Source organism: Streptomyces sp. NBC_00289 (assembly GCF_041435115.1).
Classification (GTDB): domain Bacteria; phylum Actinomycetota; class Actinomycetes; order Streptomycetales; family Streptomycetaceae; genus Streptomyces.
The window spans coordinates 7406307-7428044 of sequence record NZ_CP108046.1; the positions used below are offsets into that span (position 1 = coordinate 7406307).

Sequence of the window (21738 nt, forward strand, 5' to 3'; positions counted from 1 at the left end):
CTTGTGATCGCCCTCTCCCTCGCCGAGATCGCAGCAGTCGTCGGCGGCCAGACGCATGACATACCGGATCCGTCCGTCCAGGTCACCGGAGCGGTCGTCCGGGACTCCCGGGAGGTGGAGCCCGGCAGCCTCTTCGTCGCCTTCGCCGGTGAGCGCGTGGACGGCCACGACTTCGCGAACGCGGTCGTCGCGGCGGGCGCGGTCGCCGTACTGGCGTCCCGGCCGGTGGGTGTGCCGGCGATCGTCGTCGAGGACGTCCAGACGGCCATCGGCGCCCTCGCCCGCCACGTCGTACGACGGCTCGGCGCCACCCTCGTCGCCCTCACCGGCTCGGCCGGCAAGACCAGCACCAAGGACCTGATCGCCCAGGTGCTCCAGCGCAGGGCGCCCACGGTGTGGACCCCCGGCTCCCTCAACAACGAGATCGGGCTGCCGCTCACCGCGCTCAGCGCCACCGAGGACACGAAGTTCCTCGTCCTGGAGATGGGCGCCCGCGGGATCGGTCACATCCGCTACCTCGCCGGCCTGACCCCGCCGAAGATCGGCCTCGTCCTGAACGTCGGCACCGCCCACATCGGCGAGTTCGGCGGCCGCGAGCAGATCGCACAGGCGAAGGGCGAACTCGTCGAGAGCCTCCCCCCGTCGGAGGAGGGCGGCACCGCGGTCCTCAACGCGGACGATCCCCTCGTACGGGCCATGGCGTCGCGTACGAAGGCGAAGGTGATCCTTTTCGGAGAGTCCGGCGAAGCGGACGTACGCGCCGAGAACGTGCGACTCACGGACAGCGGACAGCCCGCCTTCAGCCTTCACACACCCTCCGGTGCAAGCGAAGTGACCATGCGCCTGTACGGTGAGCACCACGTGTCGAACGCGCTCGCCGCGGCCGCCGTCGCCCACGAACTGGGCATGTCCGCGGAAGAGATCGCCACCGCGCTCTCCGAGGCGGGCTCCCTCTCCCGCTGGCGTATGGAGGTCACCGAGCGCCCGGACGGCGTGACGGTCGTCAACGACGCCTACAACGCGAACCCCGAGTCCATGCGAGCCGCCCTGCGCGCGCTCGCGGCCATGGGAAAGGGGCGGCGGACCTGGGCGGTGCTCGGCAAGATGGCCGAGCTCGGGGACGAGGCGCTCGCCGAGCACGACGCGGTCGGACGGCTCGCCGTCCGGCTCAACGTCAGCAAGCTCGTCGCGGTCGGGGGCAGGGAAGCGTCCTGGCTGCAACTGGGCGCATATAACGAGGGTTCGTGGGGTGAGGAGTCGGTGCACGTGTCCGACGCACAGGCGGCGGTCGACCTGTTGCGCAGCGAGCTGCGCCCGGGGGACGTCGTACTCGTGAAGGCGTCCCGGTCGGTGGGGCTCGAGAGCGTGGCGCAGGCGCTCATCGAGACCGGTGCCGAGGGTGAGGTTTCCGCCCGATGATGAAGCAGATCCTGTTCGCAGGTGTCATTGGCCTGTTCCTGACCCTGGTCGGCACGCCGTTGCTGATCAAGCTGCTGGCCCGCAAGGGCTACGGCCAGTACATCCGCGACGACGGCCCGCGCACGCACGGCAGCAAGCGCGGTACGCCGACCATGGGTGGTATCGCCTTCATCTTCGCGACGGTCGTCGCGTACTTCGTGTCGAAGATCATCACCGGCTACACCCCGTCCTACTCCGGTCTGCTGGTGCTCGGCCTGATGGTCGGCATGGGCCTGGTCGGCTTCCTCGACGACTACATCAAGATCGTCAAGCGGCGTTCGCTGGGTCTGCGGGCCAAGGCGAAGATGGCCGGCCAGCTGATCGTCGGCATCAGCTTCGCGGTGCTCTCGCTCCAGTTCTCGGACGCCCGCGGCAACACCCCCGCCTCCACGAAGCTGTCGTTCATCACGGACTTCGGCTGGACGATCGGCCCGGTGCTGTTCGTCATCTGGGCGCTGTTCATGATCCTCGCGATGTCGAACGGCGTGAACCTGACCGACGGTCTGGACGGTCTGGCCACCGGTGCCTCCGTGCTCGTCTTCGGCGCCTACACCTTCATCGGTGTCTGGCAGTTCCAGGAGTCCTGCGCCAACGGCGAGACCCTGACCAACCCGGGTGCCTGTTACGAGGTGCGTGATCCGCTCGACCTCGCGGTGATCGCCTCCGCGCTGATGGGTTCCTGCCTCGGCTTCCTGTGGTGGAACACCTCGCCCGCGAAGATCTTCATGGGTGACACCGGTTCGCTCGCGCTCGGCGGTGTGCTCGCCGGCCTCGCGATCTGCTCTCGCACCGAGCTGCTGATCGCCCTCCTCGGCGGCCTGTTCGTCATGATCACGATGTCGGTGGTCATCCAGGTCGGCTCCTTCAAGCTCACCGGCAAGCGCGTCTTCCGAATGGCACCACTCCAGCATCACTTCGAACTCAAGGGCTGGTCGGAAGTGCTCGTGGTGGTCCGTTTCTGGATCATCCAGGGCATCTGTGTGATCGTCGGACTGGGCCTCTTCTACGCGGGATGGGCAGCGGACAAGTGACCGACTGGCAGGGCAAGCACGTCACCGTCGCCGGACTCGGCGTCTCCGGCCTCCCGGCCGCCAGGGTCCTGCACGGACTCGGCGCCCGCGTCACCGTCGTCAACGACGGCGACGACGAGCGGGCCCGGGCGCAGGCCGCCGAACTGGAGGCCCTGGGCGTCACCGTGCGCCTCGGTGACGGCGCGACCCTGCCCGACGGAACGGAACTCATCGTCACCGCGCCCGGCTGGAAGCCGGACAAGCCGCTGTTCGCCGCCGCCGAGCGGGCCGGCGTCCCCGTCTGGGGCGACGTCGAACTCGCCTGGCGGCTGCGCGGCCCCGACGCCGCGCCCTGGCTGGCGGTCACCGGCACCAACGGCAAGACCACCACGGTCCAGATGCTCGCCTCCATCCTCGAGGCGGCGGGACTGCGCACGGCCGCCGTCGGCAACATCGGCGTCTCGCTCCTGGACGCGGTACTGGGCGAGGAGCGGTACGACGTGCTCGCGGTGGAGCTGTCGAGCTACCAGCTGCACTGGGCGCCCTCCCTGCGCGCCCACTCCGCCGCCGTGCTGAACCTGGCGCCCGACCACCTCGACTGGCACGGTTCCATGGAGGCGTACGCCGCCGACAAGGGCCATATTTACGAGGGCAATCGCGTCGCCTGCGTCTACAACATGGCCGACAAGGCCACCGAGGACCTGGTGCGCGAGGCCGACGTCGAGGAGGGCTGCCGGGCCGTCGGTTTCACCCTCGGCACGCCCGGACCGTCCCAACTCGGCGTGGTGGACGGCATCCTGGTCGACCGCGCCTTCGTGGAAAACCGGCAGCAGAACGCCCAGGAGCTCGCCGAGGTCTCCGACGTCAACCCGCCGGCCCCGCACAACATCGCCAACGCCCTTGCCGCGGCGGCCCTCGCGCGCGCCTTCGGGGTGCCCGCCACGGCCGTCCGGGACGGTCTGCGGGCCTTCACCCCGGACGCCCACCGCATCGCGCACATCGCCGACGTGGACGGGGTCGCGTACGTCGACGACTCCAAGGCCACCAACACCCACGCCGCGGAAGCCTCGTTGGCGGCGTACGAGTCGATCGTGTGGATCGCGGGCGGGCTGGCGAAGGGGGCGACCTTCGACGAGCTGGTCACCAGGGCGGCACAGCGGCTTCGGGGGGTGGTGCTGATCGGCGCGGATCGCGCGCTCATCCGGGAAGCCCTTGCGCGACACGCCCCGGAAGTACCCGTCGTCGACCTCGACCGGACCGACACTGGGGCGATGCTCGCGGCTGTCCAGGAGGCACGGCGGCTCGCCGTCGCGGGCGACACGGTGCTGCTGGCCCCGGCCTGCGCCTCCATGGACATGTTCACCAACTACAACAAGCGCGGCGACGCGTTCGCGGAGGCGGTTCGCGGACTCGGCGCCTGACCCGGCCGCCTGCCGGGCGACTCTGGGAGGGACGCGTGGGACCGTCGAGGCCGACGTACAGCGGAGTTGACGATGCCCAGTAGCCGTACCGGACGTCCGCCCGTGCAGCGCGCCGCCAGACGGCCCGTTGCCTCCCGGCCGCGCCGCGAGAACCCGCTCCTGCGCCTCTACACGCGTGCGCGAAAGGCCTGGGACCGGCCGCTGACCGCGTACTACCTGATCCTCGGCGGCAGCGTGCTGATCACCGTGCTCGGTCTGGTGATGGTCTACTCGGCCTCCCAGATCACCGCGTTGCAGATGTCGCTGCCGGGTTCCTACTTCTTCCGCAAGCAGTTGCTGGCCGCCGTCATCGGCGGCGGTCTGCTGCTGGTGGCCTCCCGGATGCCGGTGAAGCTGCACCGGGCGCTCGCCTACCCGATCCTGGCCGGTGCCGTCTTCCTGATGGCCCTGGTGCAGGTGCCGGGGATAGGGAGGTCGGTCAACGGAAACCAGAACTGGATCTCCGTCGGCGGCCCCTTCCAGCTCCAGCCCAGCGAGTTCGGCAAGCTCGCGCTGGTGCTGTGGGGGGCGGACCTGCTGGCCCGCAAGCAGGACCGGAAGCTGCTGACCCAGTGGAAGCACATGCTGGTGCCGCTGGTGCCGGCCGCCTTCATGCTGCTCGGCCTGATCATGCTCGGCGGCGACATGGGTACGGCGATCATCCTCACGGCGATCCTGTTCGGCCTGCTGTGGCTGGCCGGCGCCCCGACGCGGCTGTTCGTCGGCGTGCTGGCGATCGCCGTGACCCTCGGTGTGATCCTTATCAAGACGAGCCCCAACCGGATGGCCCGCCTCGCCTGCATCGGCGCCACCGAGCCCCGGTCGGGTGCCGCCGACTGCTGGCAGGCCGTGCACGGCATCTACGCCCTGGCCTCCGGCGGACTCTTCGGTTCCGGTCTCGGCGCGAGTGTGGAGAAATGGGGCCAACTGCCCGAAGCCCACACCGACTTCATCTTCGCCGTCACCGGTGAGGAACTGGGCCTGGCGGGGACGCTGTCGGTGCTCGCCCTCTTCGCGGCTCTAGGCTATGCGGGTATCCGCGTGGCCGGACGTACGGAGGACCCCTTCGTGAGGTATGCCGCGGGAGGCGTGACCACCTGGATCACCGCGCAGGCGGTGATCAACATCGGTGCGGTGCTCGGTCTGCTGCCGATCGCCGGAGTCCCGCTCCCGCTGTTCTCCTACGGAGGTTCCGCCCTGCTGCCGACCATGTTCGCCATCGGGTTGCTGATCGCCTTCGCGCGCGACGATCCCGCTGCGCGGGCGGCGCTGTCGATGCGGCAAACCCGCTTTGGTAGAAAGCGGGCTGGAGGCCCCGTGCTGGACCGGGGGCCTCGGAGATGGAACACGATGCGACGGCGTGCCTCGGCGGCGCGTTCGTCCGGAGAGCGGTGAATTTCGGTGCATGTCGTACTCGCCGGCGGGGGGACCGCCGGCCACATCGAGCCCGCGCTCGCCCTCGCGGACGCCCTGCGCAGGCAGGACCCGAGCGTGGGAATCACGGCTCTGGGCACAGAGCGCGGCCTCGAGACCCGTCTCGTACCCGAGCGCGGTTACGACCTCGCGCTGATCCCCGCCGTACCCCTGCCCCGCAGGCCCACCCCTGAGCTGATCACCGTGCCGGGCCGGCTGCGCGGCACGATCAAGGCGGCCGAGCAGATCCTGGAGCGCACCAAGGCGGACGCGGTCGTCGGCTTCGGCGGTTACGTGGCCCTGCCCGGCTACCTGGCCGCCAAGCGCCTCGGCGTGCCGATCGTCATCCACGAGGCCAACGCCCGCCCGGGGCTCGCCAACAAGATCGGCTCGCGGTACGCCGCGAGGGTCGCCGTCTCCACCCCCGACAGCAAGCTCCGGGACGCCCACTACATCGGCATCCCGCTGCGCCGCTCCATCGCGACCCTCGACCGGGCCGCCATGCGTCCGCAGGCCCGCGCCGCCTTCGGGCTCGACCCCAACCTGCCTACGCTGCTGGTCTCCGGCGGCTCGCAGGGTGCCCGCCGGCTCAACGAGGTGGTGCAGCAGGTCGCGCCCTGGCTCCAGCAGGCCGGGATCCAGATCCTGCACGCGGTCGGTCCGAAGAACGAACTGCCGCAGGTGCACCAGATGCCGGGGATGCCCCCCTACATCCCGGTACCGTACGTGGACCGGATGGATCTCGCGTACGCGGCGGCCGACATGATGCTCTGCCGTGCGGGCGCGATGACCGTCGCCGAACTCTCCGCCGTCGGGCTCCCGGCCGCCTACGTCCCGCTGCCCATCGGCAACGGCGAGCAGCGGCTGAACGCCCAGCCGGTGGTCAAGGCCGGCGGTGGTCTCCTCGTCGACGACGCGGAACTGAGCCCCGAGTGGGTGCGGGAGGCCGTCCTGCCCGTGCTCGCCGACCCGCACCGGCTGTACGAGATGTCCCGCGCCGCCGCCGAGTTCGGCCGCCGGGACGCCGACGACCTGCTCGTCGGCTTGGTGTACGAGGCGATCGCCGCCAACCGTGCACACCGATAGGAACCGCATCGGCGAGTGGGCCCGAAGGGGCGCGTCGGGGTTGAGAGGTCGAGCGCGCGGAGGCCCGAGGGGCTGAGCACGGTCGGGCTCTCGACACCGGCTGTCGCGCCCCGGAGGCGAACCGAGCCAGGAAAGGAAGTGCGCGTGGCCGGATCGACGACCGCCGAGCGCGGTGAACGCCAGCAGAAGTCGTCCGGCCCGCCGCCCGTTCGAAGGCTGAGACAGCTCCGCCTTCGTACGATCGTCATTCTGGCGGTGGCCCTGGTGGTCGTGGGAGCCGGAACCGTCTGGGTGTTGTACGGGTCGAACTGGCTGCGGGTGGAACGCGTATCGGTGTCGGGGACGCTCGTCCTGACCCCCGCGCAGGTGAGCGAGGCGGCCGACGTCCCGGTCGGGGAACCGCTGCTCTCCGTCGACACCGATGCGATCGAGGCGCGGTTGCGCCGGAAACTGCCCCGAATCGACACGGTCGAGGTGGTCCGGTCCTGGCCGCACGAAATCGGCCTGAAAGTGACCGAACGTACTCCGGTGCTGCTGGTCCGAAAGGCCGGGCAGTTTGTCGAAGTGGACGATGACGGTGTCCGTTTCGCCACCGTTTCGCAGGCCCCGAAAGGGGTTCCCGCACTGGAATTGTCCGTCTCCCGGACCGGCTCGCGCGCCGCGAGCCTGCGCCGCTTCGGCGAGGACCGGCTGGTGCGCGAGGCGGTCCTCGCCGCCGGTGCCCTGCCGGCCGCCGTCGCCAAGGACACCCGGACCGTCAAGGTACGTTCCTACGACGACATCTCGCTGGAGTTGAGCGGCGGCCGGACCGTCGTTTGGGGAAGCAGCGAGAAGGGCGCCGCCAAGGGCCGTACACTCACCGCTCTCATGAAAGCGGCGCCCGGCGCACGGTACTTCGACGTCAGCGTTCCCACCGCCCCTGCGTCATCGGGGAGTTGACGCACATCAGCGCAGGCCAGCACCCTGGTTGGGCACTGCTTTGGCTGATCACATAGGGTGAAAAGAAAAACGGGAGGTTCGGCGTGTTCGTTGAACGTGCGCCACTTGTCGACTTAGTGTCCTGTTCAGAAGACTCCAGGGAACAGACATACTGGTAACCCTAAACTTCAACGTTAGGGTTCGGGTCGGCGATACGGACCGTCCCAATCGGCATCAGTCGTCGGACCGCGGCAACGCCGCGAGGCGGCGACACGTAACTCGAGGCGAGAGGCCTTCGACGTGGCAGCACCGCAGAACTACCTCGCAGTCATCAAAGTCATCGGTGTCGGCGGCGGTGGTGTCAATGCCATCAACCGGATGATCGAGGTCGGTCTCAAGGGCGTCGAGTTCATCGCCATCAACACCGACGCGCAGGCGCTGTTGATGAGCGACGCCGACGTCAAGCTCGACGTCGGCCGCGAACTCACCCGCGGACTCGGCGCCGGCGCCAACCCGGCCGTCGGCCGCAAGGCCGCAGAGGATCACCGCGAGGAGATCGAGGAGGTCCTCAAGGGGGCCGACATGGTCTTCGTGACGGCCGGCGAAGGCGGCGGCACCGGCACCGGCGGCGCGCCCGTCGTGGCCAACATCGCCCGCAACCTCGGCGCCCTCACCATCGGCGTGGTCACCCGCCCCTTCACCTTCGAGGGACGGCGGCGTGCCAACCAGGCCGAGGACGGCATCGCGGAACTCCGCGAAGAGGTCGACACCCTCATCGTCATCCCGAACGACCGGCTGCTGTCCATCTCGGACCGCCAGGTCTCCGTCCTCGACGCCTTCAAGTCGGCGGACCAGGTCCTGCTCTCCGGTGTTCAGGGCATCACCGACCTCATCACCACGCCCGGCCTGATCAACCTCGACTTCGCCGACGTCAAGTCGGTCATGTCCGAAGCGGGTTCGGCGCTCATGGGCATCGGCTCGGCCCGCGGCGACGACCGCGCGGTGGCCGCGGCCGAGATGGCGATCTCCTCGCCGCTGCTCGAGGCGTCCATCGACGGCGCCCGGGGCGTGCTGCTCTCCATCTCCGGCGGCTCCGACCTCGGCCTGTTCGAGATCAACGAGGCGGCCCAGCTGGTCAGCGAGGCCGCCCACCCCGAGGCGAACATCATCTTCGGCGCGGTCATCGACGACGCCCTCGGCGACGAGGTGCGGGTCACCGTGATCGCGGCCGGCTTCGATGGCGGTCAGCCGCCGGCCCGCCGGGACACCGTCCTCGGTTCCTCCTCGTCCTCGTCCTCGTCCTCGGCCCGCCGCGAGGAGCCCACTCCGGTACGGCAGCCGGAGAGCCGGCCGGCGTTCGGCTCGCTCGGCAGTGTCACGCCGAAGGAGGAGCCGGAGCCCGCGCCCGAGCCGGCCAGTGAGATCCCGGTCGCCCCGCCGGTCCCGCCGTCGCGGACCTACTCGGACAGCGCGGCCGAGGAACTGGACGTGCCGGACTTCCTGAAGTGACCGTGACAGGACAGCGCTCCGAAGCGAGCACTGTGAACGGCGCGCACTTCGCCTTCACCGACAGGTGGGGCGGGGTGAGCGCCGTTCCGTACGAGGAGCTCAACCTCGGCGGGGCGGTCGGCGACGACCCCGACGCCGTACGCCACAACCGCGAACTGGCCGCCAAGTCCCTCGGGCTCGAAGCCTCTTCCGTGGTCTGGATGAACCAGGTGCACGGAGCGGACGTGGCGGTGGTGGAAGAGCCCTGGGGTTCCGCCACCGACATCCCGGCGGTGGACGCGCTCGTCACCACCCGGCGCGGGCTCGCCCTCGCCGTCCTGACCGCCGACTGCACTCCCGTCCTGCTCGCCGATCCCGTCGCCGGGGTCGCCGCCGCGGTGCACGCGGGCCGGCCCGGCCTGGTCGCCGGGGTCGTCCCCGCCGCCGTACGGGCCATGGTGGAACTCGGCGCCGAGCCGTCCCGGATCCTCGCCCGCACCGGACCGGCCGTGTGCGGCCGGTGCTACGAGGTGCCCGAGGCGATGCGTGCCGAGGTCGCGGCCGTCGAACCGGCGGCGCACGCCGAGACGAGCTGGGGCACGCCCGCGGTCGACGTGACCGCCGGAGTGCACGCGCAGCTCGACCGGCTCGGGGTGCGCGACCGGGAGCGGTCTCCGGTGTGCACGCTCGAGTCGGGCGACCACTTCTCGTACCGCCGCGACCGCACCACGGGTCGGCTCGCCGGCTATGTCTGGCTGGACTGATGGGACATGACGGACCGTAAGGGCGAACTCGCCGCGAACCTCGCGAAAGTGGAGGAACGCATCGCCACCGCATGTGCGGCGGCCGGGCGCAAGCGTGCGGAGGTGACCCTGATCGTGGTCACCAAGACCTATCCCGCGAGCGATGTGCGAATCCTCTCGGATCTCGGCGTCCGTCATGTCGCCGAGAACCGCGACCAGGACGCGGCGCCGAAAGCGGCGGAATGCGCGGATCTGCCGCTTGTCTGGCATTTTGTCGGTCAATTGCAGACCAACAAGGTGCGATCGGTGCTCGGTTACGCGGATCTCGTGCAGTCCGTCGACCGCTCCCGGCTGGTGACGGCCCTCTCCAAGGAGGCCGTGCGGGTCGGGCGGGAGATCGGGTGCCTCATCCAGGTCGCCCTCGACGCCGAGGCGAGCGGAAGGGGAGAGCGGGGAGGCGTGGGGCCGGGCGGTGTGGCGGAGTTGGCCGACCTCGTGGCCGGGGCTCCGGGGTTGCGGCTCGACGGACTGATGACCGTCGCTCCGCTCGCCGGGGAGTACGCGGGTCGCGAACAGGCGGCGTTCGCGCGGCTGCTGGATTTGTCGACTGACCTGCGCCGAACCCATCCTGCTGCGAACATGGTCTCGGCAGGGATGAGTGCGGACCTCGAGCAGGCCGTGGCGGCCGGAGCGACACATGTGCGCGTCGGTACCTCGGTACTCGGTGTCCGCCCCAGGCTCGGGTAACGTCGCCAGGAAGTCGGACCACAGCAGAAAATATGGTCAATGCCGCCGAAGGGCGGGCGTAACGACCTCGTGGATCGCGGGCACTTGGCGTTAGTCAGCCGATCCACCACAGAGCGGAGGACTCAGAGCATGGCCGGCGCGATGCGCAAGATGGCGGTCTACCTCGGCCTCGTGGAGGACGATGGGTACGACGGCCGCGGGTTCGATCCCGACGACGACTTCGAGCCCGAGCTGGATCCGGAACCCGAGAGGGACCGCCGACGGCACGAGCCGTCCCACCAGTCGCACGGCTCGCACCAGTCCCATCAGCTCGAAAGGGACGAATCGGTACGAGTAGTACAGCCCTCGGCGTCGCGCGATCCGGCGCCCCGATCCGCTTCGCTCGGCGCGGAATCCGGGCGCCCGGCGCGCATCGCGCCCGTGGCATCCATCACACAAGAACGCGCCAGCCTGGAGAAGAACGCACCGGTGATCATGCCCAAGGTCGTGTCGGAACGAGAGCCTTACCGGATCACCACGCTGCACCCGCGGACCTACAACGAGGCCCGTACCATCGGGGAACACTTCCGTGAGGGCACCCCGGTGATCATGAATCTCACTGAGATGGATGACACAGACGCCAAGCGACTTGTCGACTTTGCGGCCGGTTTGGTGTTTGGTCTTCACGGCAGCATCGAGCGGGTGACGCAGAAGGTGTTCCTGTTGTCGCCTGCTAACGTCGATGTCACGGCGGAGGACAAGGCCCGCATCGCAGAGGGCGGGTTCTTCAACCAGAGCTGAGACGCAAGACCGGAACAGCAGTACAGGGCAGTACGGAAACAGGGGAGAGGGAAGCACAAGCAATGAGCGTGGTCCTGGATGTCGTCTACATCGCGCTGATGTGCTTCCTTATCGTGCTCATCTTCCGGTTGGTCATGGACTACGTCTTCCAGTTCGCCCGCTCGTGGCAACCCGGCAAGGCGATGGTGGTCGTTCTGGAGGCCACCTACACTGTCACTGATCCACCGCTCAAGCTTCTGCGGCGGTTCATTCCGCCGCTGCGTCTCGGGGGCGTGGCGCTCGACCTGTCCTTCTTCGTACTGATGATCATCGTCTACATCCTGATCTCCGTCGTGAGCCGGCTGTGAACGATACGGTCTTGCCGAATGCCGACGACTACGTTGAGGTGAAGAGATGCCGTTGACCCCCGAGGACGTGCGGAACAAGCAGTTCACGACCGTCCGCCTCCGAGAAGGCTATGACGAGGACGAGGTCGATGCCTTCCTCGATGAGGTCGAAGCCGAACTGACGCGCCTGCTCCGCGAGAACGAGGACCTGCGCGCCAAGCTGGCCGCAGCCACGCGTGCCGCTGCCCAGAACCAGCAGAACATGCGCAAGCCCCCGGAGCAGCAGGACCAGCAGCAGGGTATGTCCCAGCAGGGCATGCAGCAGCAGGGTATGCCCCAGCAGGGGATGCCTCAGCAAGGTATGCCCCAGCAGGGGATGCCTCAGCAGGGCATGCCCCAGCAGGGAATGCCGCAGCAGGGGATGCCCCCGCAGGGCATGCGCGGTCCGGGCGGTCCCGTGCCGGCCGGCATATCGGGCCCGCCGCAGCAGCAGATGGGTGGCCCCATGGGAGGCCCGCCCCAGCTGCCGAGCGGTGCGCCGCAGTTGCCCCCGGGCGGCCAGGGTGGCCCGCAGGGTCCCGGGCAGATGGGCCAGGGCCCCATGGGTCAGGGCCCGATGGGCGGACAGCCCCCCATGCAGCAGCAGATGGGTGGCCCGATGGGCGGCCCCATGGGCGGTCCGATGGGTGGTCAGGGTCCCGGTGGCGACAGCGCCGCTCGTGTCCTCTCGCTGGCCCAGCAGACCGCCGACCAGGCGATCGCCGAGGCCCGTTCCGAGGCCAACAAGATCGTCGGCGAGGCCCGTAGCCGCGCCGAGGGTCTTGAGCGTGACGCCCGTGCCAAGGCCGACGCCCTGGAGCGGGACGCGCAGGAGAAGCACCGCGTCGCGATGGGCTCCCTGGAGTCCGCCCGCGCCACGCTGGAGCGCAAGGTCGAGGACCTGCGTGGCTTCGAGCGCGAGTACCGCACACGGCTGAAGTCGTACCTGGAGTCGCAGCTGCGTCAGCTGGAGACCCAGGCCGACGACTCGCTGGCTCCGCCGCGTACTCCGGCGACCGCGTCTCTGCCGCCGTCCCCGGCGCCTTCCATGGCTCCGGCCGGCGCGAGCGCCCCGTCGTACGGTGGCAACCAGGGCATGGGCGGTGGCCCGGCTCCGGCCGGCCCGTCCTACGGCGCCGAGCAGCAGATGTCGCCGGCGATGACCCAGCCGATGGCGCCGGTACGGCCGCAGGGCCCGTCGCCGATGGGACAGGCTCCCTCGCCGATGCGTGGTTTCCTGATCGACGAGGACGACAACTGACGGCCTCTAGTACGCCTTAGGCGTCGGCAGCGTTCAGGGCGGGGCCCCGGAAAATTCCGGGGCCCCGCCCTTTTGTGTGGAGTAGCGTCCTTCCAGCACCGGGGTGCGTAGCGCAGTGGTCGTCGCGCCTCGACAACATCTAGGAGGACGCCGGTTCGAATCCGGCCCACCCCGGTGCGTCGGGCGTACGGGCGTGTGGGCGTGTGGGCGCACGCGGGGCTCACCGGGGAGGTGCCGCCGGTCAGCAAGGCGGTTCGGCAGCCCAGCGCGGGAATCACGAAGGCCCGGCGCCCCGCTGAGTCGGGGTGCCGGGCCTTCCTGGTCCGTGTTGCCGTGCCTTACGCCTTACGCCGTGGGCCTCACGCCTTGCGCAGGCGGAACGTCAGGGACAGGCCCTCGTCCGTGAACGCGGCGCCGTACGAGTCGTCCGCCTCGCCCTGGGCGAAGTCCGTGGCGAGGACCTCGTCGGCGATCAGGTCCGCGTGCTCGCTCAGGGCGGCGATGACCGCCGGATCCGTCGAGGTCCAGCGCAGCGCGATGCGGTCGGCCACGTCGAGACCGCTGTTCTTGCGGGCCTCCTGGATCAGGCGGATCGCGTCGCGGGCCAGGCCGGCCTGGCGGAGTTCCTCCGTGATCTCCAGGTCCAACGCCACCGTCGCGCCCGAGTCGGAGGCGACCGACCAGCCCTCGCGCGGGGTCTCCGTGATGATCACCTCGTCCGGGGCGAGGGTGATCGTCTCGCCGTCGACCTCCACCGACGCCGTGCCCTCGCGCAGCGCCAGCGACAGCGCGGCCGCGTCGGCGTCGGCGACGGCCTTGGCGACGTCCTGGACGCGCTTGCCGAACCGCTTGCCCAGGGCGCGGAAGTTGGCCTTCGCCGTCGTGTCGACGAGCGAGCCGCCGACCTCGGAGAGGGACGCGAGGGACTCGACGTTCAGTTCCTCCGTGATCTGCGCGTGCAGTTCGCGGGCCAGGAACTCGAAGCCCGTCGCCGCCACCAGCGCGCGCTTCAGCGGCTGGCGTGTCTTGACGCCCGACTCCGCGCGCGTGGCGCGGCCCAGCTCCACGAGCCGGCGCACCAGCACCATCTGCCGGGACAGCTCCGGGTCGATGACGGACAGGTCCGCCTCCGGCCAGGACGCCAGGTGCACGGACTCCGGGGCACCCGGGGTAACCGGCACGACCAGGTCCTGCCAGACCCGTTCGGTGATGAACGGGGTCAGCGGGGCCATCAGCTTGGTCACCGTCTCGACGACCTCGTGCAGGGTGCGCAGCGCCGCCTTGTCGCCCTGCCAGAAGCGGCGACGAGAGCGGCGCACGTACCAGTTGGACAGGTCGTCGACGAACGCCGAGAGGAGCTTGCCGGCGCGCTGGGTGTCGTAGGACTCCAGCGCCTGTGTCACCTGGTCGGTGAGCGCGTGGAGTTCGGAGAGCAGCCAGCGGTCCAGGACCGGACGGTCGGCCGGGGCCGGGTCGGCCTCGCTCGGCGCCCAGTCCGACGTGCGGGCGTACAGGGCCTGGAAGGCGACCGTGTTCCAGTACGTCAGGAGGGTCTTGCGGACGACCTCCTGGATCGTGCCGTGGCCCACGCGGCGGGCCGCCCACGGGGAGCCGCCGGCCGCCATGAACCAGCGGACCGCGTCGGCCCCGTGCCGGTCCATCAGCGGGATCGGGTCCAGGGTGTTGCCCAGGTGCTTGGACATCTTGCGGCCGTCCTCGGCGAGGATGTGGCCGAGGCACACCACGTTCTCGTACGAGGACTTGTCGAAGACCAGCGTGCCGACGGCCATCAGCGTGTAGAACCAGCCGCGGGTCTGGTCGATGGCCTCGGAGATGAACTGCGCCGGGTAGCGGGACTCGAAGAGGTCCTTGTTCCGGTACGGGTAGCCCCACTGCGCGAACGGCATGGAACCCGAGTCGTACCAGGCGTCGATGACCTCGGGCACGCGGGTGGCCGTCTCGCCGCAGCCGTCCTGCGGGCAGGCGAAGGTGACCGCGTCGATGTACGGGCGGTGCGGGTCCAGCTGCGACTGGTCGGTGCCCGTCAGTTCGGTCAGCTCGGTCCGGGAGCCGACGACGGTGAGGTGGTCGTCCCCGCAGCGCCAGATGGGCAGCGGGGTGCCCCAGTAGCGGCTGCGGGAGAGCGCCCAGTCGATGTTGTTGTTCAGCCAGTCGCCGAAGCGGCCGTTCTTGACGGTGTCCGGGAACCAGTTGGTCTTCTCGTTCTCCTGGAGGAGACGGTCCTTGACGGCCGTGGTGCGGATGTACCAGGACGGCTGCGCGTAGTACAGGAGCGCGGTGTGGCAGCGCCAGCAGTGCGGGTAGCTGTGCTCGTACGGGATGTGCTTGAAGAGGAGGCCGCGCTGCTGGAGGTCCGCGGTGAGCTTTTCGTCGGCCTTCTTGAAGAAGACACCGCCGACCAGCGGGACGTCCTCCTCGAAGGTGCCGTCCGGGCGGACCGGGTTGACGACCGGCAGGCCGTAGGCGCGGCACACCTTGAGGTCGTCCTCACCGAAGGCGGGGGACTGGTGGACCAGACCCGTGCCGTCCTCGGTCGTGACGTACTCGGCGTTGACGACGTAGTGGGCCGGTGCCGGGAACTCCACGAGCTCGAACGGACGTTGATAGGTCCAGCGCTCCATGTCGGCGCCGGTGAAGGTCTCGCCGGTGGTCTCCCAGCCCTCGCCGAGCGACTTCTCGACGAGCGGCTGGGCGACGACGAGCCGCTCCTCGCCGTTGGTCGCGACGACGTAGGTGACCTCGGGGTGCGCGGCGACGGCCGTGTTGGAGACCAGCGTCCAGGGCGTCGTCGTCCAGACGAGGAGCGCGGCGTCGCCGGCGAGCGGACCGGAGGTGAGCGGGAAACGGACGTACACGGACGGGTCGACGACCGTCTCGTAGCCCTGGGCCAGCTCGTGGTCGGACAGGCCGGTGCCGCAGCGCGGGCACCAGGGGGCGACGCGGTGGTCCTGGACCAGCAGGCCCTTGTTGAAGATCTCCTTCAGCGACCACCAGACGGACTCGATGTACTCCGGGTCCATGGTCCGGTAGGGGTCCTTGAGGTCCGCCCAGTAGCCCATGCGGGTCGTGAGCGCTTCGAAGGCGTCGGTGTGCCGGGTCACGGACTCGCGGCACCTGGCGTTGAACTCGGCGATGCCGTACGCCTCGATGTCCTGCTTGCCGGCGAAGCCCAGCTCCTTCTCGACCGCCAGCTCCACCGGCAGGCCGTGGCAGTCCCAGCCGGCCTTGCGGGCCACGTGGTAGCCGCGCATGGTGCGGAATCGGGGGAAGACGTCCTTGAAGACGCGGGCCTCGATGTGGTGGGCGCCGGGCATGCCGTTGGCGGTGGGCGGACCCTCGTAGAACACCCATTCGGGGCGGCCCTCGGACTGCTCCAGGCTCTTGGCGAAGATCTTCTGCTCGCGCCAGAAGTCGAGCACCGCGTGCTCGAGCGCGGGCAGGTCGACCTGGGCGGGCACCTGGCGGTACGTCGGCGTTGTCATCAGCGGGCTTCCTCCGGCGGACTTGCTGCCTTCCGTCCGGAGGGACGAGAGCCGTTCCTACGCCGTCTGCGGCGCGCTCCCGCGGTACCACCCTCCTTGGCTCCCCGGTGCGTCCTGTGCGCCGGTGAGCCCCCTCATTGGGGTCGCGATGCCGGTTCTACTGACCCTCGCGGGCTTTCCTCCGGCGGCTCCGGGGTGATCTTCACGTCGTGCACGCCCCCGGGCTTCCACCGTCCCCGGGTCGCTCTGGGCTGCGTACGTCGCTACTCGTCCCCATCCACGCTTTTCGCTCCGCCCAGTGTACGGCGCCGCCGGAGCGGCCACCGACCGGTTTTCCGGGGCCCGGGTGAGCGGGCGCGTACGACCCGGGGGGTGCCCCGAATGGCGCGGTGCGGGTGGGCGGGATTCCGGGACGGCAAGCCCGGCGGATTACCCGGCGGGGAGCTGGGCACAACGGATGCAGGTTTGCCGCGCGGCATCCGCGAGGCGGGCGAATCGGGCGGTGCGCCCCGTTGCCGCGGGACTCGAGTCGATTTATCGTCCCAGCACGATTCGCGAGCAAGATCACAATATGTGAAGGGGCCGCGGCCATGGTGGCGAAGAAGACCGCCGTTCAGCAGTCGGCGTCCGACAGGTCCACGAAATCCAGGGCCTCCGGCGGTGCGGCCAAGGACCCGAGCGGGAAGAAGAGCACGCAGGGGGCGCCCGCCGAGCGTGCGACCCATGCTGTGAAGGCGGTGGGCGCGGCCGCGAAGGGGGCGACGAAGAAGGCGGCCGCCACGAAGACGGCCGTAGCGAAGGCGGCCGGGAAGAAGGTCGCGGGCAAGAAGGCCGTCGCGAAGAAGGCGGTGGGGAAGAAGGCGGCGGCCGGACAGGACGCGGCGAAGAAGACGGAGTCGAAGCAGGCGGAGCCGGGGAGGATCCGGCCGGAGAAGACGGAGCCGAGAAAGACGGCGCCGAAGAAGGCGGCCGCCGAGAAGAGCACTGCCGCGAAGAGCACCACGAAGAGTGCGGCCAAGAAGAGCAGGGCCAAGAAGGCGGGCGCGGCCGAGGCCGCGGAGCAGACGGGAGCCACGACAGTGGTTGCGAAGAAGACTCCTGGCACGGCCACGGCGGCGAAGACGGCGGTACCGAAGACGAGGGTCGCGGCCGCCGAGCCGGGCGTGCTCGCGGTACGCCTCGGTGAGGACCCCTGGACCCCGGAGGAGGCCGAGGAGGCGCGAACGGAGCTGCTGTCCGAGGGACAGCGGCTGCGCGACGAGATCACCTCGTCCGAGCGGGCCGTCGCCGGCCTGATGCGGGACTCCGGGGACGGCGCGGGCGACGACCAGGCGGACACCGGAACCAAGAACATCACGCGCGAGAGCGAGATGGCCCTGGCGGCCAACGCGCGCGAGATGCTGCTGCAGACCGGGCGCGCGCTGGAGCGGCTCGACGCGGGCACCTACGGCCTGTGCGAGAACTGCGGCAACCCCATCGGCAAGGCCAGGATGCAGGCCTTCCCGCGGGCCACGCTCTGCGTCGAGTGCAAGCAGAAGCAGGAGCGCCGGTACTGACCGCGGCCGATCGGCCGCCGTACGCCTCCTGAGCACGTGCGGGCCGGAAGGCGTGCCGTACTCTCGTCCTCAGTCAGGTACCTAGGTTGAGGGACTCACGTGGCAGAGGCGGAGCGCATCATCGGTACGCCGGACACTCCGGAGGCGGCGGGAGCCGGCCCGGAGCAGGGCGAGGTCGTACGGCCCCGGGGCAGGCGCCGTATCGCCGTGCTCTTCGCGGTGGCCACCTTCGCGTACGTCCTCGACCTCGTCAGCAAGATGATCGTGGTGGCGAGGCTCGAGCATCACGCGCCGATCGAGATCGTCGGGGACTGGCTGAAGTTCGAGGCGATCCGCAACGCGGGTGCCGCCTTCGGGTTCGGCGAGGCCTTCACCGTGATCTTCACGCTGATCGCGGCGGCCGTGATCGTGGTGATCGCCCGGCTCGCCCGCAAGCTCTACAGCCTGCCCTGGGCGATCGCGCTCGGCCTGCTCCTCGGCGGTGCGCTCGGCAACCTCACCGACCGGATCTTCCGCTCGCCCGGCGTCTTCGAGGGCGCGGTCGTCGACTTCATCGCGCCCAAGCACTTCGCCGTCTTCAACCTCGCCGACTCGGCGATCGTCTGCGGCGGCATCCTGATCGTGCTGCTCTCCTTCCGGGGACTCGACCCCGACGGGACCGTCCACAAGGACTGAGCCCGCGGGCTCCCGTACGGCGGTGTCCGACCCGTCCGGCATACTCGACGGGTGAGCACCGTTCCCGAGATCCGAAACCTGCCCGTGCCCGACGGCCTGGAGGGCGAGCGCGTCGACGCCGCCATCTCCCGCATGTTCGGCTTCTCCCGTACGAAGGCCGCCGAACTCGCCGCGGCGGGGAAGGTCACGGTCGACGGCTCGGTGGTCGGGAAGTCCGAGCGGGTGCACGGCGGGGCCTGGCTCGAGGTGGAGATGCCGCAGGCGCCCGCGCCGGTGCAGATCGTCGCGGAGCCGGTCGAGGGCATGGAGATCGTGTACGACGACGACGACGTGCTCGTGATCGTCAAGCCGGTCGGCGTGGCCGCGCATCCCAGCCCCGGCTGGAGCGGGCCCACCGTCATCGGCGGCCTCGCCGCCGCCGGGTACCGCATCTCGACCTCGGGCGCCGCCGAGCGCCAGGGCATCGTGCACCGCCTCGACGTGGGCACCTCGGGCCTGATGACGGTCGCCAAGTCGGAGCGCGCGTACACCTCGCTCAAGCGCCAGTTCAAGGAGCGCACGGTCGACAAGCGCTACCACACGCTCGTCCAGGGCCACCCCGACCCGACCAGCGGCACCATCGACGCGCCGATCGGCCGCCACCCGAACCACGACTACAAGTGGGCGGTCACGGCTGAGGGCAAGCCGTCCGTCACGCACTACGACCTCATCGAGGCGTTCCGTTCGGCCTCCCTGCTCGACGTGAAGCTGGAGACCGGCCGCACCCACCAGATCCGCGTCCACATGGCCGCCCACCGGCACCCGTGCGTCGGTGACCTGACGTACGGCGCCGACCCGACGCTCGCCAAGCGTCTGCACCTGACCCGCCAGTGGCTGCACGCCGTACGGCTCGGCTTCGAGCACCCCGGGGACGGCCAGTGGGTGGAGTTCGAGAGCGACTACCCGGCCGACCTGCAGAAGGCCCTCGACCAGGTCCGCGAGGAGACGTACGCATGAGCCTCCCGTCGTACGCGGTGCGCGTCGCCGAGAACCTCACCGACCGTGAGGCCTGCTTCGCGGTGCGCAAGGAGGTCTTCGTCGCCGAGCAGGGGGTCCCCGAGGATCTCGAGTACGACGCGTACGACTCCGCCGCCGTGCACGTGCTGGCGGTGCGGGATGACGGCGTGGCCCTCGGGGCGGGGCGGCTGCTGTACGGCGAGGCGGCCGCGGCGAAGACCGGCGGTGACCCGGGCGTGGGTTCGCTGGGGCGGCTCGCCGTGACCAAGCAGGCGCGTGGGCTGGGCGTCGGGGCCGCGCTGGTGCGGGCCGTCGAGGACGCGGCACGCGCGCGTGGGCTGACGGCCGTGGATCTGCACGCCCAGACGCACGCCCTGGGTTTCTACGAGCGGCTGGGCTACGTGGCGTACGGCCCGGAGTTCCCGGACGCGGGGATGCCGCACCGGGCGATGCGGAACAGTCTGTAGCGGTACCGCACGGGGCGGTGTGGGGTGGCGGTGCGCACCGCGCGCAAGTCGCGGCGCGTTCCGTGGCCGGAGGGCCGCGACGGGTGTCCGTGCGACGGCGTGGCAGGCTTGAGGCCCGCTGTGTGAACGTCGAGATCCCGCCGGAGCGCTGACCGTGGATCAGTTGGCCCTGTTGTTCGTGCTGTTGCTCGGGGCCGTGGTGAGCGTCCCGGTCGGAGACCGCGTCGGGCTGCCGTCGCCGGTGCTGATGACGCTTCTCGGCATCGTCCTCGCGCTGCTGAACTTCGTGCCGAACGTCGACATCCCGCCGGATCTGATCCTGCCCGCGCTGCTGCCGCCGCTGCTGTACGCGGCGGTGCGGCGCACCTCGTGGCGGCAGTTCACGGCCAATCTGCGGCCGATCCTCCTATTGGCCGTGGCGCTGGTGTTCGTGACCACCCTGTGCGTGGCCGTGGTGGCCCACGCGATCGTGCCCGGGCTGCCGATCGCCGCCGCCGTGGCGCTCGGGGCGCTGGTCGCGCCGCCCGACCCGGTCGCTGCGACCGCCGTCGCCGGGCAGCTGGGGCTGCCGCGCAGGCTGGTGTCGATCCTGGAGGGCGAGGGGCTCTTCAACGACGTGACGGCCATCGTGCTGTACCACGTGGCGATCGCCGCGGCCGTGAGCGGCAGTTTCTCGCCCTGGCGGGCCGGGCTCGACCTGGTGCTCTCCGGCGTGGTCGCGGTGGCGGTCGGGCTGGTGCTGGGCTGGGGCACCAACCGGCTGATGGACATCGTGGGGGACCCGACCCTGCAGATCGGGCTGACCCTGCTGATGCCCTACGCCTCGTACGTGCTGGCGGAGGAGTTCCACGGCTCGGGAGTGCTCGCGGTGCTCACCACCGCGCTGTTCCTCGCCGAGTACGCCTCCGACCCCGACGACGTGATGACCCGGCTGGCCGGACACACGTTCTGGGACATCATCGACACGCTCGTCACCGGGGTGGCCTTCGGTCTCATCGGCCTCGAACTGCACAACGCCATCCGGACCGCGTCCGGGCGGTGGGGCGAGATGCTGGGGTGGGCGGCGGCGATCGTGGGCGTGGTGGTGCTCGTACGGCTGCTGTGGCTGCTGCCGGCGACCTGGCTGACCAAGCGGTTGCACGCGCGCCGGGACCACGACGAGGACATCCCGATGGGCTGGCGGGAGACCGTCGTCATGTGGTGGTCGGGCATGCGCGGCGTCGCCTCGGTGGCGCTGGCCCTCGCCGTCCCGTTGCGGACCGAGGACGGATCCGCGTTCCCCGACCGGGACGAGATCGTGTTCATCGCGTTCGGGGTGATCATGGCGACGCTGGTGCTCCAGGGGCTCACCCTGCCGTGGCTGGTGAAACGGCTCGGGGTGAGGGCCGACACGGAACGGGAGAAGGACTTCGAGAGGATGCTCGCCATACGGGCGGCGAAGGCGGCGAAGCGGCGGCTGAAGGAGATCGAGAAGGACGAGGACCTGCCCGAGGAGCTGTCCGAGCAGATGGTGCGGCGGGCCTTCGACATCGGGCTGCGGATCAGCCCGGACATGGGGGAGGACGAACGGCGTGAGGCGCACGAGCAGCGGGTGCGGCGGTTGAAGCGGGTGCGGCGGATCCAGGGGGAGATGCTGAGCGCGGCGCGGCACGAGGTGATGGCCGCGCGCAGCGAACCCGGGGCCAACCCGGAGGTGGTGGACCGGGTGCTGCGCCATCTGGACGTGCGCAGCCTTCGGTGAACCGCGCCAGGCGGACGCTGTGATCCGGTCGGGGTGTGTCCTCCCGGGTCAGCGGTCAGCGGTCAGCGGCG

General features: G+C 70.2%; 18 protein-coding genes and 1 tRNA gene. 18 read left to right on the forward strand and 1 reads right to left on the reverse strand.

The window, feature by feature from the left end; all coding sequences use genetic code 11:
- The first annotated feature begins 3 nt into the window (after positions 1 to 3).
- The 13 genes from murF to OG985_RS33525 all read left to right on the forward strand — a co-directional run bounded on the left by murF (position 4) and on the right by OG985_RS33525 (position 12903).
- The gene (murF, locus tag OG985_RS33465; protein ID WP_371672086.1) at positions 4 to 1419 is read left to right on the forward strand and encodes a UDP-N-acetylmuramoyl-tripeptide--D-alanyl-D-alanine ligase; all 1416 of its coding nucleotides are present in this window, start codon (positions 4 to 6) and stop codon (positions 1417 to 1419) included.
- A complete protein-coding gene (gene mraY, locus OG985_RS33470) occupies positions 1416 to 2489 on the forward strand; it encodes a phospho-N-acetylmuramoyl-pentapeptide-transferase (protein WP_371672087.1) in 1074 nt (357 codons plus the stop codon). The genes murF and mraY overlap by 4 nt, the downstream gene beginning before the upstream one ends.
- Positions 2471 to 3889 carry a UDP-N-acetylmuramoyl-L-alanine--D-glutamate ligase gene (gene murD / locus OG985_RS33475; RefSeq protein WP_371672088.1) on the forward strand — a complete coding sequence of 473 codons (1419 nt, stop codon included), beginning with the start codon at positions 2471 to 2473 and terminating at the stop codon, positions 3887 to 3889. Before mraY ends, murD begins: the two co-directional genes overlap by 19 nt.
- A gap of 72 nt (positions 3890 to 3961) precedes the next feature.
- Complete coding sequence (gene ftsW, locus OG985_RS33480) at positions 3962 to 5323, forward strand: putative lipid II flippase FtsW (protein ID WP_371672089.1); 1362 nt, start codon at positions 3962 to 3964, stop codon at positions 5321 to 5323.
- 6 nt (positions 5324 to 5329) lie between these two features.
- Positions 5330 to 6427 carry an undecaprenyldiphospho-muramoylpentapeptide beta-N-acetylglucosaminyltransferase gene (gene murG, locus OG985_RS33485; RefSeq protein WP_371672090.1) on the forward strand — a complete coding sequence of 366 codons (1098 nt, stop codon included), beginning with the start codon at positions 5330 to 5332 and terminating at the stop codon, positions 6425 to 6427.
- 144 nt (positions 6428 to 6571) lie between these two features.
- Positions 6572 to 7366, forward strand: coding sequence for a cell division protein FtsQ/DivIB (locus OG985_RS33490; protein WP_371674575.1), 795 nt, complete (start codon positions 6572 to 6574; stop codon positions 7364 to 7366).
- A gap of 279 nt (positions 7367 to 7645) precedes the next feature.
- Complete coding sequence (ftsZ, locus tag OG985_RS33495) at positions 7646 to 8854, forward strand: cell division protein FtsZ (RefSeq protein ID WP_371672091.1); 1209 nt, start codon at positions 7646 to 7648, stop codon at positions 8852 to 8854.
- A gap of 32 nt (positions 8855 to 8886) precedes the next feature.
- On the forward strand, positions 8887 to 9597 hold the full coding sequence (pgeF, locus tag OG985_RS33500) for a peptidoglycan editing factor PgeF (protein ID WP_371674576.1): 711 nt from the start codon (positions 8887 to 8889) through the stop codon (positions 9595 to 9597).
- 6 nt (positions 9598 to 9603) lie between these two features.
- Positions 9604 to 10323 carry a YggS family pyridoxal phosphate-dependent enzyme gene (locus OG985_RS33505; RefSeq protein WP_371672092.1) on the forward strand — a complete coding sequence of 240 codons (720 nt, stop codon included), beginning with the start codon at positions 9604 to 9606 and terminating at the stop codon, positions 10321 to 10323.
- 129 nt (positions 10324 to 10452) lie between these two features.
- Positions 10453 to 11103 (forward strand): cell division protein SepF, encoded by a 651-nt coding sequence (locus tag OG985_RS33510; protein WP_371672093.1) that lies wholly within the window; start codon positions 10453 to 10455, stop codon positions 11101 to 11103.
- Between the two features lie 62 nt (positions 11104 to 11165).
- A complete protein-coding gene (locus tag OG985_RS33515; protein ID WP_033318070.1) occupies positions 11166 to 11450 on the forward strand; it encodes a YggT family protein in 285 nt (94 codons plus the stop codon).
- 46 nt (positions 11451 to 11496) lie between these two features.
- Positions 11497 to 12729, forward strand: a complete 1233-nt coding sequence (locus OG985_RS33520) for a DivIVA domain-containing protein (protein ID WP_371672095.1) — start codon at positions 11497 to 11499, stop codon at positions 12727 to 12729.
- 100 nt (positions 12730 to 12829) lie between these two features.
- A tRNA-Leu gene (locus OG985_RS33525) sits at positions 12830 to 12903 on the forward strand.
- Positions 12904 to 13088: 185 nt separating this feature from the next.
- On the opposite strand, the gene ileS is transcribed toward OG985_RS33525, so the two are convergent.
- Complete coding sequence (ileS, locus tag OG985_RS33530; RefSeq protein ID WP_371672096.1) at positions 13089 to 16232, reverse strand: isoleucine--tRNA ligase; 3144 nt, start codon at positions 16230 to 16232, stop codon at positions 13089 to 13091.
- Positions 16233 to 16822: 590 nt separating this feature from the next.
- On the opposite strand from ileS, the gene OG985_RS33535 reads away from it, so the two are divergent.
- From OG985_RS33535 to OG985_RS33555, 5 genes are all read left to right on the forward strand, one after another.
- Entirely contained in the window at positions 16823 to 17788 is a 966-nt protein-coding gene (locus OG985_RS33535; protein ID WP_371672098.1) for a TraR/DksA family transcriptional regulator, read from the forward strand.
- Positions 17789 to 17887: 99 nt separating this feature from the next.
- Positions 17888 to 18463 carry a signal peptidase II gene (lspA, locus tag OG985_RS33540; protein ID WP_371672099.1) on the forward strand — a complete coding sequence of 192 codons (576 nt, stop codon included), beginning with the start codon at positions 17888 to 17890 and terminating at the stop codon, positions 18461 to 18463.
- 51 nt (positions 18464 to 18514) lie between these two features.
- Positions 18515 to 19459, forward strand: a complete 945-nt coding sequence (locus OG985_RS33545; RefSeq protein WP_371672100.1) for an RluA family pseudouridine synthase — start codon at positions 18515 to 18517, stop codon at positions 19457 to 19459.
- Complete coding sequence (locus OG985_RS33550) at positions 19456 to 19926, forward strand: GNAT family N-acetyltransferase (protein WP_371672101.1); 471 nt, start codon at positions 19456 to 19458, stop codon at positions 19924 to 19926. Before OG985_RS33545 ends, OG985_RS33550 begins: the two co-directional genes overlap by 4 nt.
- A 154-nt stretch (positions 19927 to 20080) precedes the next feature.
- Positions 20081 to 21667, forward strand: a complete 1587-nt coding sequence (locus OG985_RS33555) for a Na+/H+ antiporter (RefSeq protein ID WP_371672102.1) — start codon at positions 20081 to 20083, stop codon at positions 21665 to 21667.
- The last annotated feature ends 71 nt before the right edge of the window (positions 21668 to 21738 follow it).